This window comes from Streptomyces sp. CB02009, assembly GCF_001905825.1.
Classification (GTDB): domain Bacteria; phylum Actinomycetota; class Actinomycetes; order Streptomycetales; family Streptomycetaceae; genus Streptomyces.
On sequence record NZ_LIVV01000006.1, the window covers coordinates 356,234 to 369,099 of the forward strand.

At 75.3% G+C, this 12,866-nt stretch carries 9 protein-coding genes; 6 read left to right on the forward strand and 3 right to left on the reverse strand.

Annotation, left to right across the window (positions count from 1 at the left end):
• Positions 1-118: 118 nt before the first annotated feature.
• The gene (locus AMK27_RS25425) at positions 119-1,045 is read right to left on the reverse strand and encodes an SDR family oxidoreductase (protein ID WP_079188588.1); all 927 of its coding nucleotides are present in this window, start codon (positions 1,043-1,045) and stop codon (positions 119-121) included.
• 118 nt (positions 1,046-1,163) lie between these two features.
• On the opposite strand from AMK27_RS25425, the gene AMK27_RS25430 reads away from it, so the two are divergent.
• The 6 genes from AMK27_RS25430 to glgP all read left to right on the forward strand — a co-directional run bounded on the left by AMK27_RS25430 (position 1,164) and on the right by glgP (position 10,534).
• Positions 1,164-2,147, forward strand: a complete 984-nt coding sequence (locus AMK27_RS25430; protein WP_073912558.1) for an AraC family transcriptional regulator — start codon at positions 1,164-1,166, stop codon at positions 2,145-2,147.
• Between the two features lie 215 nt (positions 2,148-2,362).
• Positions 2,363-3,793 (forward strand): 4-hydroxyphenylacetate 3-hydroxylase family protein, encoded by a 1,431-nt coding sequence (locus tag AMK27_RS25435; protein ID WP_073912560.1) that lies wholly within the window; start codon positions 2,363-2,365, stop codon positions 3,791-3,793.
• Positions 3,790-5,229 (forward strand): MFS transporter, encoded by a 1,440-nt coding sequence (locus tag AMK27_RS25440; protein ID WP_241847601.1) that lies wholly within the window; start codon positions 3,790-3,792, stop codon positions 5,227-5,229. Before AMK27_RS25435 ends, AMK27_RS25440 begins: the two co-directional genes overlap by 4 nt.
• A 98-nt stretch (positions 5,230-5,327) precedes the next feature.
• On the forward strand, positions 5,328-6,434 hold the full coding sequence (locus AMK27_RS25445) for a monodechloroaminopyrrolnitrin synthase PrnB family protein (RefSeq protein WP_073913225.1): 1,107 nt from the start codon (positions 5,328-5,330) through the stop codon (positions 6,432-6,434).
• 22 nt (positions 6,435-6,456) lie between these two features.
• A complete protein-coding gene (locus AMK27_RS25450; protein ID WP_079188589.1) occupies positions 6,457-7,836 on the forward strand; it encodes an FAD-dependent monooxygenase in 1,380 nt (459 codons plus the stop codon).
• Positions 7,837-7,966: 130 nt separating this feature from the next.
• The gene (glgP, locus tag AMK27_RS25455; RefSeq protein WP_073912562.1) at positions 7,967-10,534 is read left to right on the forward strand and encodes an alpha-glucan family phosphorylase; all 2,568 of its coding nucleotides are present in this window, start codon (positions 7,967-7,969) and stop codon (positions 10,532-10,534) included.
• Between the two features lie 53 nt (positions 10,535-10,587).
• Here the strand turns inward: glgP and AMK27_RS25460 are convergent, their stop codons facing one another.
• The gene (locus tag AMK27_RS25460) at positions 10,588-12,132 is read right to left on the reverse strand and encodes a sensor histidine kinase (protein WP_073912564.1); all 1,545 of its coding nucleotides are present in this window, start codon (positions 12,130-12,132) and stop codon (positions 10,588-10,590) included.
• Positions 12,125-12,784 (reverse strand): response regulator transcription factor, encoded by a 660-nt coding sequence (locus tag AMK27_RS25465; protein ID WP_073912567.1) that lies wholly within the window; start codon positions 12,782-12,784, stop codon positions 12,125-12,127. The genes AMK27_RS25460 and AMK27_RS25465 overlap by 8 nt, the downstream gene beginning before the upstream one ends.
• Positions 12,785-12,866: the final 82 nt, after the last annotated feature.

Below are 12,866 nucleotides of genomic sequence, written 5' to 3' on the forward strand. Positions count from 1 at the left end.
GGGTGGGCAATCCCGGCGCTTTGTTAACTACTAGGGCGTAGCCGAAGCGGCAAGCACAGGACCCGGACAAAGAAAAGACCCCGCCCTTGTGGGGCGGGGACTGTTCCACGGGCCGCGGTCAGTGCCGCGAGGACTCGCCGGAAGACCAGACCTGCCACGGCTGGCGGGCGACCCACTCCTCCACAGGAGGCGGTTCCAGGCCCAGTACCTCCGTCGACACGCCGTCGTCGTCCGCCATCAGGAGCGGATCGGCCCCGCTCGCCATGAAGTGGTAGATCCCGGCCACACCGGCCGCCGTCTCCGGGCCCAGCAGCCGGCCGAGGCTCCGTTCGAAAGCGGCCGGATCCAGCTCCTCGTACCGCACCGCCCGGCCGAGCCCGCGGCCGAACGCCGCCGCGAGCTCGCCGCCCGTCAGCGAGCGTTCCCCGCCGATGTCGAACGTCCGGCCCTCCAGGTCCTCCCGGCTGAGCGCCGCGAGCGCCGCCTCCGCCAGACCCCGGTGCGACAGCCACGCGGTCCGCGCGGCCGCCGGCAGCGGATAGGCGAGCACGCCGTCGTCGACCAGGGAGGGCCCGTTCCACGGCGAGAACAGGTTGTCCAGGTACACCGGCGGCCGGATCACCACCAGCGGCACCCCGCTGTCCCGCAGCACCCGCTCCGCGAGCCGCCGCGTCTCGAAGGCGGCCACGTCCGTCGGACCCAGCGGGATCCGGGTGTTGGAGTTGAAGACCAGCCGCTCCGTGCCCGCCTCCAGGGCCGCCGCCGCGACGTTCCGCGCGTACGCCTCCACCCGCTCGCCCTCGTACACCAGCGGCATCGTCATGAACGCGTGCGTCGTCCCCTCGAACAGCCGCCGCACATCGTCCGGACGGCCCAGGTCGCCGGCCACGAAGGCGGCCCCCGGCAGCGGCGGCCGGTCCGCCGACGGCCGCCGCGTCAGCGTGTGGACCCGGTGGTGCCGCTCGGTCAGCAGACGGGCCACCGCACCCCCCTGGAACCCCGTCGCGCCCACGACCGCCACCCGCATCGGAATCTCACTGGACATAGGTGTCTGAGCCCCTTCGATAGACTTTCCCGGCTGTGGTGTCGGCGTCTTTCCAGGCTCGCCGCCACGGCTTCGGCCGTTCAATTAACAAACCGGGGCGGAAGTTGAAGGATCGTCCATGGCAATCGTGGGAACCGACCGTCACGCGCAGCAGCCCGAGCTGGAAGAGCAGGACGACCTGCTGAGCGAACTGCTCAAACCCCTCCGGCTCACCGGAGTCTTCGACAGCCGCTGGCACGTCCGCGCCCCCTGGGCCATCGAGGGCGACGCCGAACGCAGCTGCGCCGTCCTCCACTACGTCGTCGAGGGCGACTGCTGGATCACCACCGAGGCCGAGGCCCCGGTCGAACTGCACGCCGGCGACCTCGTCGTCTTCCCGACCGGCACCGCCCACCGCCTCTCCGACCGGCCCGACCGCCAGGGCCTCCCGCTCAAGGCCGTCCTGCCCGAGCGGCAGCCCGGCACCTCAGGCGAGATCGTCATCGAGGGCAGCGGCCCCGAGAGCCGGCTGCTCTGCGCCGGACTGCACTACGACGCCAGCGCCGCCACCGGCCTCTACACCTCGCTGCCCTGGGCACTCGTCCTCGACGGACCCCAGGTCGCCCGCGAGCCGCTGCTCCGCGACACCCTGCGGCTGCTCGCCGCCCCCGACCGGCCCGTCGGCCCCGGCGACCGGCTCATCACCCTGCGCGCCTTCGAGATGGCCCTGGTCCTCGCGCTCCGGCCGCTGCTCCGCGAACTCGCCGGCAACCCCGCCTCGCTGCCCCTGCTCCGGCACCGCGGGATCAGCCGGGCCGTCGTCATGATGGCCACCCGGTTCGCCGAACCCTGGACCATCGACTCCCTCGCCCGGGAGGTCGGCATGTCCCGCTCCGCGTTCACCGCCTCCTTCCGCGACCTGGTCGGCGAGTCACCCGCCCGGTACCTCGCCGCCCGCCGCATGCAGGAGGCCGGCCGGCTCCTCACCGAGACCTCCCTCCCGCAGTCGGCCGTGCCCGCCCGCGTCGGCTACCAGAGCGCCGTCGGCTTCCACCTCGCCTTCCGCAAGTGGTTCGGGGTGACCCCCGGGGAGTACCGCTCCGGAGCCGACCGGGCCGCCTGAAGCAGGGCGGACCGCCCCCGGAACGGCCGGCGGACGGCCGCCCGGACGGTCTCCTCCGGGCGTCCGCGCCGCCCCCGACCCGCCGACCTGACATCTTCGGGACTCCCTGGCCGGTTCTTAAGGACCCCTGGACGGACGCTCATTGTCCGGACGGGGCGCCCCGGACAGGCTCGGGACCGGCACAGCCGTGACACCCGAGGAGAGGCGACACACCGGTGACGAGGTCCGGGCAGGAGTATCTGGAGGGGCTGCGCGACGGGCGCGAGATCTGGCTCGGCGGGGAACGGGTCAAGGACGTCACCGCCCACCCGGCCTTCCGGTCCACCGCGGCCTCCTTCGCCGGGCTCTACGACCTCGCCGACGACCCCGTCCACCGCCCCGTCCTCGTCCGGGGCGGGGCGCGCCGCGCGTACGCCGTGCCCCGCTCGTACGAGGACCTCGTCGCCCGCCGCCGCGCCTTCCGCACCACCGCCCGGGCCAGCTTCGGCTTCCTCGGCCGCACCCCCGACTACATGGCCGCCGGCGCGGCCGGGTTCGCCGCCGCGCCCGCCGTCTTCACCGGCGCGGCCTTCGACGGCGCCGAGCACGCCCTCGCCTTCCACCGCCGGCTCACCGAGGGCGACCTGCACTGCGCGTTCACCCTCGGCAACCCGCCCCCGGGCCACGGCGGCGAGGACCTCACCCTGCGGGTCGTGGCGGAACGGGACGGCGGGATCGTCGTCCGCGGCGCCAAGACCGTCGGCACGGGCGCCGTCTTCGCCGACGAGATCCTCGTCGGCACCATCGAACCGCTCGCCGCCGACGACCTCGCGCACGCCGTGACCTTCGCCGTACGCCCCGACACCCCCGGACTCAAGCTGATCTCCCGCACCTCGTACGAGGAAGGCGCCCGGTCCGTCTTCGACCACCCGCTGTCCTCCCGGTACGACGAGAACGACGCGATGCTGGTCTGCGAGGACGTCCACGTGCCCTGGGAACGGGTCCTCACCCACCGCGACCCGGCCACCACCGGCGCCGTCTGGTGGCAGACCCCCGCCTACCTCAACTTCGTCCACCAGTCCGCGACCCGCTTCTGGACCAAGCTGGAGTTCCTCACCGGACTCGCCCTCCTCATCACCCGCTCGAACGGCACCGAGACCCTCCCGCCCGTCCAGCAGGCCGTCGGCCGGCTCCTCGGCATGGTCGCCCAGGCCAAGGCCTTCGTACTCGCCGCCGAGGCCTCGTACGAGCAGGTCGACGGCGGGCGCGGCGGCGTCCGCCCCGGGCAGGACATCTCCTTCGCCCAGCGGATCATGGCCGGCGAGCTCTACCCGCGGGCCGTCCAGGACATCAGGCTCCTCGCCGGCGGCGCCCTCGTCCAGCTGCCCACCGGCGGCCGGGACCTCCTCCACCCCGAACTCGGGCCCCTGGTCCGCCGCTACTTCGGCACCACCGGCCACCCCGCGGAGGACCGCGTCAAACTCCTCAAACTCGCCTGGGACGCCCTCGGTTCCGAGTTCGCCGGACGCCACGAGCAGTACGAGCGCCTCTACCACGGGGCCCCGCACGTCTACCTGACCATGCAGACCTGGGCCGGAGCCGCCGACGACTGCGAGAACCTCGCCCAGGCCTGCCTCGACGGCTACGGCCTCGGGACGACCCGGTGACGACCGGACCGGTGCCACGGCGCGGGGCACTCGCCCTGCTGGCCGCCACCCAACTGCTCCTCATCATGGACACCGCGATCGTCAACGTCGCGCTGCCGTCCGTCGGCGAGGACCTCACGGCCGGCTCCGCGGACCTCTCCTGGGTCGCCAACGCCTACCTCATCACCTTCGGCGGGCTCCTCCTCCTCGGCGGCCGGACCGCCGACCTCCTCGGCCACCGGCGGGTCTTCCTCGGCGGCCTCGGCCTGCTCGCCGTCGCCTCCGCCGCCGGTGGCCTCGCCCCCGGCGCCGACGCCCTCGTCGCGGCCCGCGCCGCCCAGGGCGTCGGCGCCGCGCTGGCCGCGGCCGCCGCCTTCGCCCTGCTCCTGCTGCTCTTCCCCGACGGGCCCGCCCGGCACCGGGCGCTCGGCGTGTTCGCCGCGATGGGCGGCCTCGGCGGCGTCCTCGGCACGGTCCTCGGCGGCGTCCTCACCGACCTGCTCGGCTGGCGCTCCACGTTCTGGCTGAACGTGCTGCTCGCGGCGGCCCTCGCCGTCGCCGCCCTGCTCGTCCTCGACCGCCGCACCGGCCCCGTCCGGCACGGCGGCTTCGACCTCGCCGGGGCACTCACCGCGACGGCCGGACTCGGCCTCGTCGCCTCCGCGCTGGTCGGCGCGGCCGACGCCGGATGGCTGTCCGCCCGTACCCTCGGCGCCGCGGGAGCGGGCCTCGCGCTGCTGCTCGCCTTCACCGCCGTCGAGGCCAGGGCCGCCACGCCCCTCGTCCCGCCGTCCGTCCTGAGGCGGCCCGCGCTCCGGCTCTCCAACCTGCTGGCCGCGCTCGCCCAGACCACCCTGTTCCCGATGTTCTTCCTGGTCAGCCTCCACCTCCAGAACGTCCTCGGGTACGCGCCGCTCGGCGGCGGCCTCGGCCTGCTGCCGCTGTCGCTCGTCGTCGTCGCGGTCGCCCCGCAGACCGGACGGCTCATCTTCCGGATCGGCCTGCACCGGACGATGACCCTGGGATTCGTCCTGCTGTGCGCGGGGACCCTGTGGCTCGCCCTGGCCCTCACCCCCGACGGCGGCTTCGCGCGCACGATCCTCGCCCCGAGCCTGCTCCTGGGCGCCGCCCTGCCGCTCGTCATGGTCACCACGAACGTGGCGGCCACCGCGGAGTCACCGGCCGAGGAGACCGGACTCGCCTCCGGACTCGTCAACACCAGCCAGCAGTTCGGCTCCGTCCTCGGCCTCGCCGTCCTGGTCGCCGTCGCCGCGAGCCGGACGGAGGCCGTCGACGCGGCCCGCGCCGCCGCCGAGACCGCCGGGCACCGCGCCGCGCTGCTCACCGGCGCCGCCCTCGCCGCCGCGGCCGCCCTCCTCTCTCTCCGCCTCCACCCGCCGAGACGGACCCCGGGACCGTCCCCGTCCCCCGGGCACCGGGTCCCGGACCGCCGCTGACCCGCCCGCCCCCACCCGAAACCCCTGTCCGCGACCACCGGCGAGTGAGCCGTGCCTCTTCGGCGAACCGCGCCCCGGAAACAAGAGGAGCCCCCGTGCTGCTGGGCGACCCGCGCCACCGCACCCAGGACATCTGCGCCGCCGACCCGCTCGGCGCCGACGGCCTGCTCGCCGCCGTCCCCGCGATGAACGCCGACGCCGACGTCGCCGCGCTCACCGTCGCGCTGCGCGCCCTCGTGCCGGACATCGACCGCGCCGCCCACTGGAGCGTCGGCCACGCGCTCGCCGCCATGCGGGACCTCGGCATCCTGCTCGGCTCGCTGAAACGCCACGGCGTGCAGCCCCTCAGCGCCGTGCCCGAGGCGCTGCCCGTCCTCGAACTCCTCGGCCGCCGCACCGACATGGTGCCGAGGGACACCGTCCACCACTACACGACCTGGAACCCGCCGGGCCCCCGCCGCCGCTCCTACACCGGCCACCCGACGGAGGCCCGGCTCCAGGACGCGGTACGGATGGTCTTCCCCGGCCTCGTCGCCGCGGTCGACGACTGCGCCCGCGTCGCCCGCCTCGAACCGTACGACCCGGGCTTCGCCACCGCCCTCGACCGGGTGGCCCGCCATGTGCGGGCGATGGTCGACTCCATCGACCTCACCGTGGCCCAGGTCTCCCCCGAGTACTTCGCGGCCACCCTGCGCCCCTACTTCGAGGAGGTCGAGGTCGACGGCCGGGACTACCTCGGCCCGGCCGCCGCGCAGGTGCCGCTCTGGCTGGTCGACCTGACGCTGTGGCAGTGCGACCGCTCCGACCCCGGCTACGAGGCCTTCCTCGCCGAGTCCGTGCCGTACGCGCTGCCGGCCTGGCGCGCCTTCCACACCCGGCACCGGGGCGGGGTCTCGGCGGTGAGCAAGCTGTCGGCCGCCGTCAGCTGGGAGGGCGCGGACCGGCTGCCGCCCTCGCTGACCGCGTCGGCGGAGGCGCTCGGCCGGGTGCTCCGCCTCCTGAAGACCTTCCGCGCCCGGCACATCGGCATCGCCCGCAAGGCGTACAGCGAGGAGACCCGGCTGTACGAGGAGGGCAGCGGCGGGGCCCCGGTCGCGCTGCTGCGCTCGATCCTGGATCTGACCAGGCAGAACGAGACCATGGTGCGCCGCGCGACCGTGCGGCGCCGTCCCGCAGGGGCCCCCGTCGGGCCGTCGGCCGCGTAGCGGCGCCGAAGGAGCAGTCGTCATGTCCCCCCACACCCCCTCCGCGTTCCTCCCGGTCCACCGCCGCCGTCCGGCGCCGGACTACGGGGCGAGCCCGCACATCGTGATCGCCGGCGGCGGTGTCGCCGGCCTCACCGCCGCCCTCGCCCTGGACGCCGCCGGCTTCGAGCGGGTGACGGTCGTGGAGACGGCGCCCGCGATCCGGCCGGTCGGCGCCGGGCTCAACCTGATGCCGAACGCCGTCCGCGAACTGGACGCGCTCGGCTTGCTCGACGCCCTGGAGGCGGGCGCCCTGCGCACCCGCGAACTGCGCTACTACCACCGCTCCGGCGGGCTGATATCCCGGGAGCCGCGCGGTCTCGGCGCGGGCTACCTCTGGCCGCAGCTCTCCGTCCACCGAGGGCACCTCCAGCAGGTCCTCGCCGGCGCGGTACGGGCCAGGCTCGGCCCCGCCGCCCTGGTCACCGGGGTCCGGGTGAGCGGCGTGGAGCCGACCCCGGACGGGCGGCCCAGGCTGCGGCTCGAACACCGGGCCGGCGCCGTGCACGGCCGCGCCTCCCTCGAACCGGACGTGCTCGTCGGGGCGGACGGCATCCGCTCGACGGTCCGGGCGGCGCTGCACCCCGGGGAGGGCGGGCCGCCGTGGAACGGGATGCTCGTGTGGCGGGGGGTGTCCCGGATGCCGGCGAGGGCGGTGGGCTCGTTCATGCTCATCGCCGGCGACGACCGGCAGAAGGCCGTCGTCTACCCGATGGGCCGGCCCACCGGGCCCGACCGGGAGGTCCTGGTGAACTGGGCACTCGCCCGCCCCGCCGAGCGCACCTGCGGGGCCGGGACGGCCGCCGGGGAGGAGCGCCTCCTCGGCGACTGGAACCGGCCCGTACCCGTCGAGACGTTCCTCCCGTACTACGAGGGCTGGGAGTTCGACGGCGTCAGCGTCCCCGACGTCCTGCGCGCCGCCGACTCCGCCTACGAGTACCCGATGGTCGACCGCGAGCCGCTCGACCGGTGGACCCACGGCCGCACCACCCTCATCGGCGACGCCGCCCACGCCATGTACCCGATCGGCTCCAACGGGGCCAGCCAGTCGATCGTCGACGCGCGCGCCCTCGCCCACGCCCTCGCCCGGCACGCCGACCCCGAGGACGGCCTCGCCGCCTACGAGCGGGACCGCCGACCCGTCACCACCGCGCTCCAGCGGGCCAACCGCGACCGGGGCCCCGAGGTCGTCATCGACCTCGCCCACGCCCGCGCCCCGCACGGCTTCACCGACATCCACGAGGTCATCCCCGCCGAGGAACTCGCCGCCATCGCCGGCCGGTACGCCGCCACCGGCGCCTTCGACCCGGCGACCGTCAACCAGGGCTCCCCGTACGACGTCCCCCTCCCGGCCGTCCGCTGACACGCGCCCCCACCGCTCCCCGTGCGCCGTCGCGCGGCGGCACGGGTGTGCCCTAAGGTCTGGGCGGAACGACGGACGCACAGCGTGGTGCGTCCACTCCGCTCCGTACTCGCCTGCGAAGGTGGAACGCGTGAAGGCAATCCGTCGATTCACCGTGCGTCCCGTCCTCCCCGACACCCTTCGACCCCTCGCCGACCTCGCGCACAACCTGCGCTGGTCCTGGCACGAACCCACCCGCGCCCTCTTCGAGTCCCTCGCCCCCGAGGGGTCCTCCGACGGCACCGACCCCGTCCGGATCCTCGGCGCACTCGAAGCCCCCCGGCTCGCCGAGCTCGCCGCCGACCAGGACTTCCTGGCCCGGCTCCGGGCCGCCGCCGAGGACCTCGACACCTATCTGCACGCCCCCCGCTGGTACCAGCGGGCCGCCGAGCGCACCGCCGACGCGCCCGCCGCCGTCGCCTACTTCTCGCCCGAGTTCGGCGTCACCGCCGCCCTGCCCCAGTACTCCGGCGGCCTCGGCATCCTGGCCGGCGACCACCTCAAGTCCGCCAGCGACCTCGGCGTCCCGCTCATCGGCGTCGGCCTGCTCTACCGGCACGGCTACTTCCGCCAGTCCCTCGGCCGGGACGGCTGGCAGCAGGAGCAGTACCCCGTCCTCGACCCCGGCGAGCTGCCGGTCACCCTGCTCCGCGAGGCCGACGGCGCCCCCGCCCGGATCACCCTCGCGCTGCCCGGCGGGCGCAGCCTGCACGCCCACCTCTGGATCGCGCGGGTCGGCCGCGTCCCGCTGCTCATGCTCGACTCCGACGTCGAGGAGAACGCCCCCGGCGAACGGAGCGTCACCGACCGGCTGTACGGCGGCGGCAGCGAGCACCGGCTCCTCCAGGAGATGCTCCTCGGCATCGGCGGCGTCCGCGCCGTCCGCACGTACACCCGGCTCACCGGCACCCCCGCACCCGAGGTCTTCCACACCAACGAGGGCCACGCCGGCTTCCTCGGCCTCGAACGCATCCGCGAACTCCAGGGAGAGGGGCTCGACTTCGACAGCGCCCTGGAGACCGTCCGCGCCGGGACCGTGTTCACCACCCACACCCCCGTCCCGGCCGGCATCGACCGCTTCGACCGCAGCCTGGTCGCCCGCCACCTCGGCGACGACGGCGAACTCCCCGGCGTCGACACCGGGAAGGTCCTCGCGCTCGGCGACGAGACCCCGCTGGGCGGCGAGCCCGGCGTCTTCAACATGGCGGCCATGGGCCTGCGCCTCGCCCAGCGCGCCAACGGCGTCTCCACCCTCCACGGGGCCGTCAGCCGGGCCATGTTCGCCGGGCTCTGGCCGGGCTTCGACGCCGAAGAGGTGCCCATCACCTCCATCACCAACGGCGTCCACGCCCCCACCTGGGTCGCCCCCGAGGTCGGCCGGCTCGGCCCCGATCCCGCCGACCGCGAGCTGTGGGAACTCCGCCGCACCCTCCGCGAACGGCTCGTGACCGACGTACGGGAGCGGCTGCGGGCCTCCTGGCGGCAGCGCGGGGCGGCAGCCGCCGAACTCGGCTGGACCGACTCCGTCCTCGACCCCGACGTCCTCACCATCGGCTTCGCCCGCCGGGTCCCCTCGTACAAGCGGCTCACCCTCATGCTCCGCGACAAGGACCGGCTGCGGGCGCTGCTGCTGCACCCCGAGCGGCCGGTGCAGCTCGTCGTCGCGGGCAAGGCCCACCCCGCCGACGACGGCGGGAAGCGGCTCGTGCAGGAACTCGTCCGGTTCGCCGACGACCCCCGGGTCCGGCACCGGATCGTCTTCCTGCCCGACTACGGCATGGCGATGGCCCGCGGCCTCTACCCTGGCTGCGACGTCTGGCTCAACAACCCGCTCCGCCCGCTGGAGGCCTGCGGCACCAGCGGCATGAAGGCCGCGCTCAACGGCTGCCTCAACCTCTCCGTCCTCGACGGCTGGTGGGACGAGTGGTTCGAGCCGGACTTCGGCTGGGCCATCCCCACCGCCGACGGGGCCGCCGCCGCGGACGAGGACCGCCGCGACGACCTGGAGGCCGCCGCCCTCTACGAGCTGATCGAACGCCGCGTCGCCCCCCGCTTCTACGACCGGGGACCCGACGGCGTCCCGGCCGGCTGGACGGCGATGGTCCGCCGCACCCTCACCGACCTCGGCCCGAAGGTGCTCGCCGACCGCATGGTCCGCGAGTACGTCGAGCGGCTGTACGTCCCCGCCGCGGCCGCCCGCCGGGCGCTCACCCCGGACCGGTCGCGGGACCTCGCCGTCTGGAAGGCCCGGGTCCGGGAGGCCTGGCCCAAGGTGACCGTCGACCACGTCGAGGTCGGCGACGGCCTCGCGGACGACCTCGCCGACGCCGAGCTCGGCGCGACACCGGTCGTCCGGGTCCGGGTCGCCCTCGGCTCCCTCACGCCCGACGACGTCGAGGTGCAGGCCGTCACCGGCCGGGTCGACGCCGCCGACACCCTCGCCGACACCCGTGCCGTCCCGCTGAAGCCGGCGGGCGGCCCGGACCTGGAGGGCCGGCAGCCGTACGCGGGCACCCTGGCCCTCGACCGCACCGGCTCCTTCGGCTGCACGGTCCGCGTCCGCCCCTCCCATCCGCTGCTCGCCCACCCGGCGGAACTGGGCCTGGTGGCGCTGCCGGAGGAGACGACGGGGGAGGGGGCGGGCGTGCTCCTGCGCTAGCGGCGCGGCCCGGCCCCGGCCCTCGTCCCGGGGAACGCGGAACCGGTCCCCGTCTAGGGCACCTCGGCCTTGTCGGCGAGGTGCCCCGCGACGAAGCACAGCCGGTACACCGGCACGGCGGCCAGCATCGTCGAGCGGTAGTACCGGCACTCGTCCATCCCCGGCGGCTCCGGCGGGGCCACCTGCGGCGCGGCGTCCAGCGGATGCTCGGGCCAGTCGTCGATGGTCTCGTCGAGCTGCACGGGCGTCTGACCGATCCGGATCCTCGCGTAGTCGTCCGGCTCCAGGTACGACTGGGCCTGCGTCCACGCGGCGACCCCCAGCATCAGCGCGCCGAGCGCCGCGAGGAGCGCGAGCGGGATCCAGATGGCCCGCGCCAGGCCCTTGCGGACCTCGCGGCGCGCCAGGTCCAGTTCCCTGGCCGAGGTGGGGGCGGCCGGCAGCGGCGCGGGGGCCTTGCGGGGCAGCACGGCGGTCAGGGCGAAGCCGCCGTCCTCGGTGGCGCGGTGGCCGAGGGTCCCGCCGGCGAGGCGGACGCGCTCGCCGAGACCGACGAGACCGGTGCCGCCGGAGCCGGAACCGGGGGAGGGCCCGCCGACGCCGGGACCGCTGACCACCTCGACCCGTACCGTCGCGGCCTCCTCGCCCTCCGGGACGACGGCGATCGAGACCGCCGCGCCGGGCGCGTGCTTGGCCGCGTTGGTGAGGCCCTCCTGCACGACCCGGTGCAGGGCGAGCCCCGACATCCCCGGCAGCGTGGGCACCGGTGTCGCGGCGAGGGTGACCGTGAGCCCCGACGCGCGGGCGCGGGCCGCCAGTTCCTCGACCGTCTCACCGGCCGGACTCGTCGGAGCCGCGTCGTCCTCCTCGCGCAGGACGCCGATGATGTCCCGCAGCCGGGCCGTCGCGTCCGCCGCCGCGCGACGCAGCTCGCCCACCGCGCGCTGCTGGTCGGGGCCGAGGGCCGGGGAGACCTCCAGGGCGCCCGCGCGGATCGCGATCAGGGCCAGGTCGTGGCCGAGCGAGTCGTGCATGTCGCCGGCGATCCGGGACCGCTCCCGCAGCCGCTCCCGGTCGGCGACCGCCGCCTGCTCGCGCTCCATCCGGTCCGCCAGCTGCCAGCCGCTTTGCACGAGGCGGTCGTACTGGCGCACGTACCGGCCGATCAGCCAGGGCGCGACGACGGCGAGGGCGAGCGCGAGCAGCAGCGTGAACCACTGGCCGAGCGAGGTACGGGTGACCCAGGTGAGGACCAGCCCGGTGGCCGCGACCGCGCCGAACAGCCAGAGCGCCGCCCGGGTGTGCTCCTGGCGCCGCCCGGCGAGGTATCCGAAGGCGACCAGGGCCAGGCTGTACGAGGGGGTGAACAGCTCCAGGCTGGCCGGCAGGCTCGCCGCGACCGTCGCCGCCAGCGACACCAGCGGCCACCTCCGGCTGACCGCGACGCAGCCCGCGAGGACCACCACGCCGACGGCGACCCGGGTCCAGCTGCCGCCGTCGTTCGGGTCCGACTTCAGCAGGACGGGCACGCAGAGCAGCAGCCAGAGGAGGAGGTCGAAGAGGCGCTCGCGGACCGGTTCGCGGACCGCCTCACGCATCACCGGTCACCAGGCCCGCCTCGTACGCGAGGACCGCGAGCTGGACCCGGTTGCGCAGCCCGAGCCGGCCGAGGACGGCGCTCACGTGCGCCTTGACGGTGCCCTCGACGACGTACATGCGGTCCGCGATCTCCTGGTTGGAGAGTCCGGCGCCGAGCAGGGCGACGACCTCCCGCTCCCGGCCGGTGAGCCGGTCGAGGCGGGCGCGCGCCGCGGCCGCGCGGGTGAGGCGCTCGCCGCCGAGGGTGTCGATGACCCGGCGGGCGACGGTGGGGGAGAGCGCGGCGCCGCCGCCGGCGACGGCCCTGACCCCGGCGATCAGTTCGCGCGGGTCCCCGGACTTGAGCAGGAAGCCGCTGACGCCGCTCCCGAGGGCGCGGGCGATGTACGCGTCCTCGGAGAAGGTGGTGAGCATGACGACGGCCGCGCCCGGGACGGCTCCGCGCAGCTCCTCGGCCGCGCCGAGTCCGTCGAGCCGGGGCATCCGGATGTCGAGGAGGACGACGTCGGGGCGGTGCTCGCGGGCGAGCTCGACGGCCTCGTGGCCGTCGCCGGCCTCGGCGACCACCTCGATCCCGGGATCGGTGGCGAGGATGGCCCGCACCCCGGCCCTGATCATCGTCTCGTCGTCGGCCAGCAGCACCTTGATCATGGGTCCCAGGGTACGGAGGGCCCTCGCGGGCGCCGGGACGCACGGACGCCCGGAGGGAAGGATCCCTCCGGGCGTCCGGCAC

What these genes read in the sequence shown, in the direction of transcription:
- AMK27_RS25425 (WP_079188588.1), bottom strand. Translation starts at nt 1,045, where the DNA reads ATGTCCAGTGAGATTCCGATGCGGGTGGCGGTCGTGGGCGCGACGGGG.
- AMK27_RS25430 (WP_073912558.1), top strand. Translation starts at nt 1,164, where the DNA reads ATGGCAATCGTGGGAACCGACCGTCACGCGCAGCAGCCCGAGCTGGAA.
- AMK27_RS25450 (WP_079188589.1), top strand. Translation starts at nt 6,457, where the DNA reads ATGTCCCCCCACACCCCCTCCGCGTTCCTCCCGGTCCACCGCCGCCGT.
- AMK27_RS25460 (WP_073912564.1), bottom strand. Translation starts at nt 12,132, where the DNA reads ATGCGTGAGGCGGTCCGCGAACCGGTCCGCGAGCGCCTCTTCGACCTC.
- AMK27_RS25465 (WP_073912567.1), bottom strand. Translation starts at nt 12,784, where the DNA reads ATGATCAAGGTGCTGCTGGCCGACGACGAGACGATGATCAGGGCCGGG.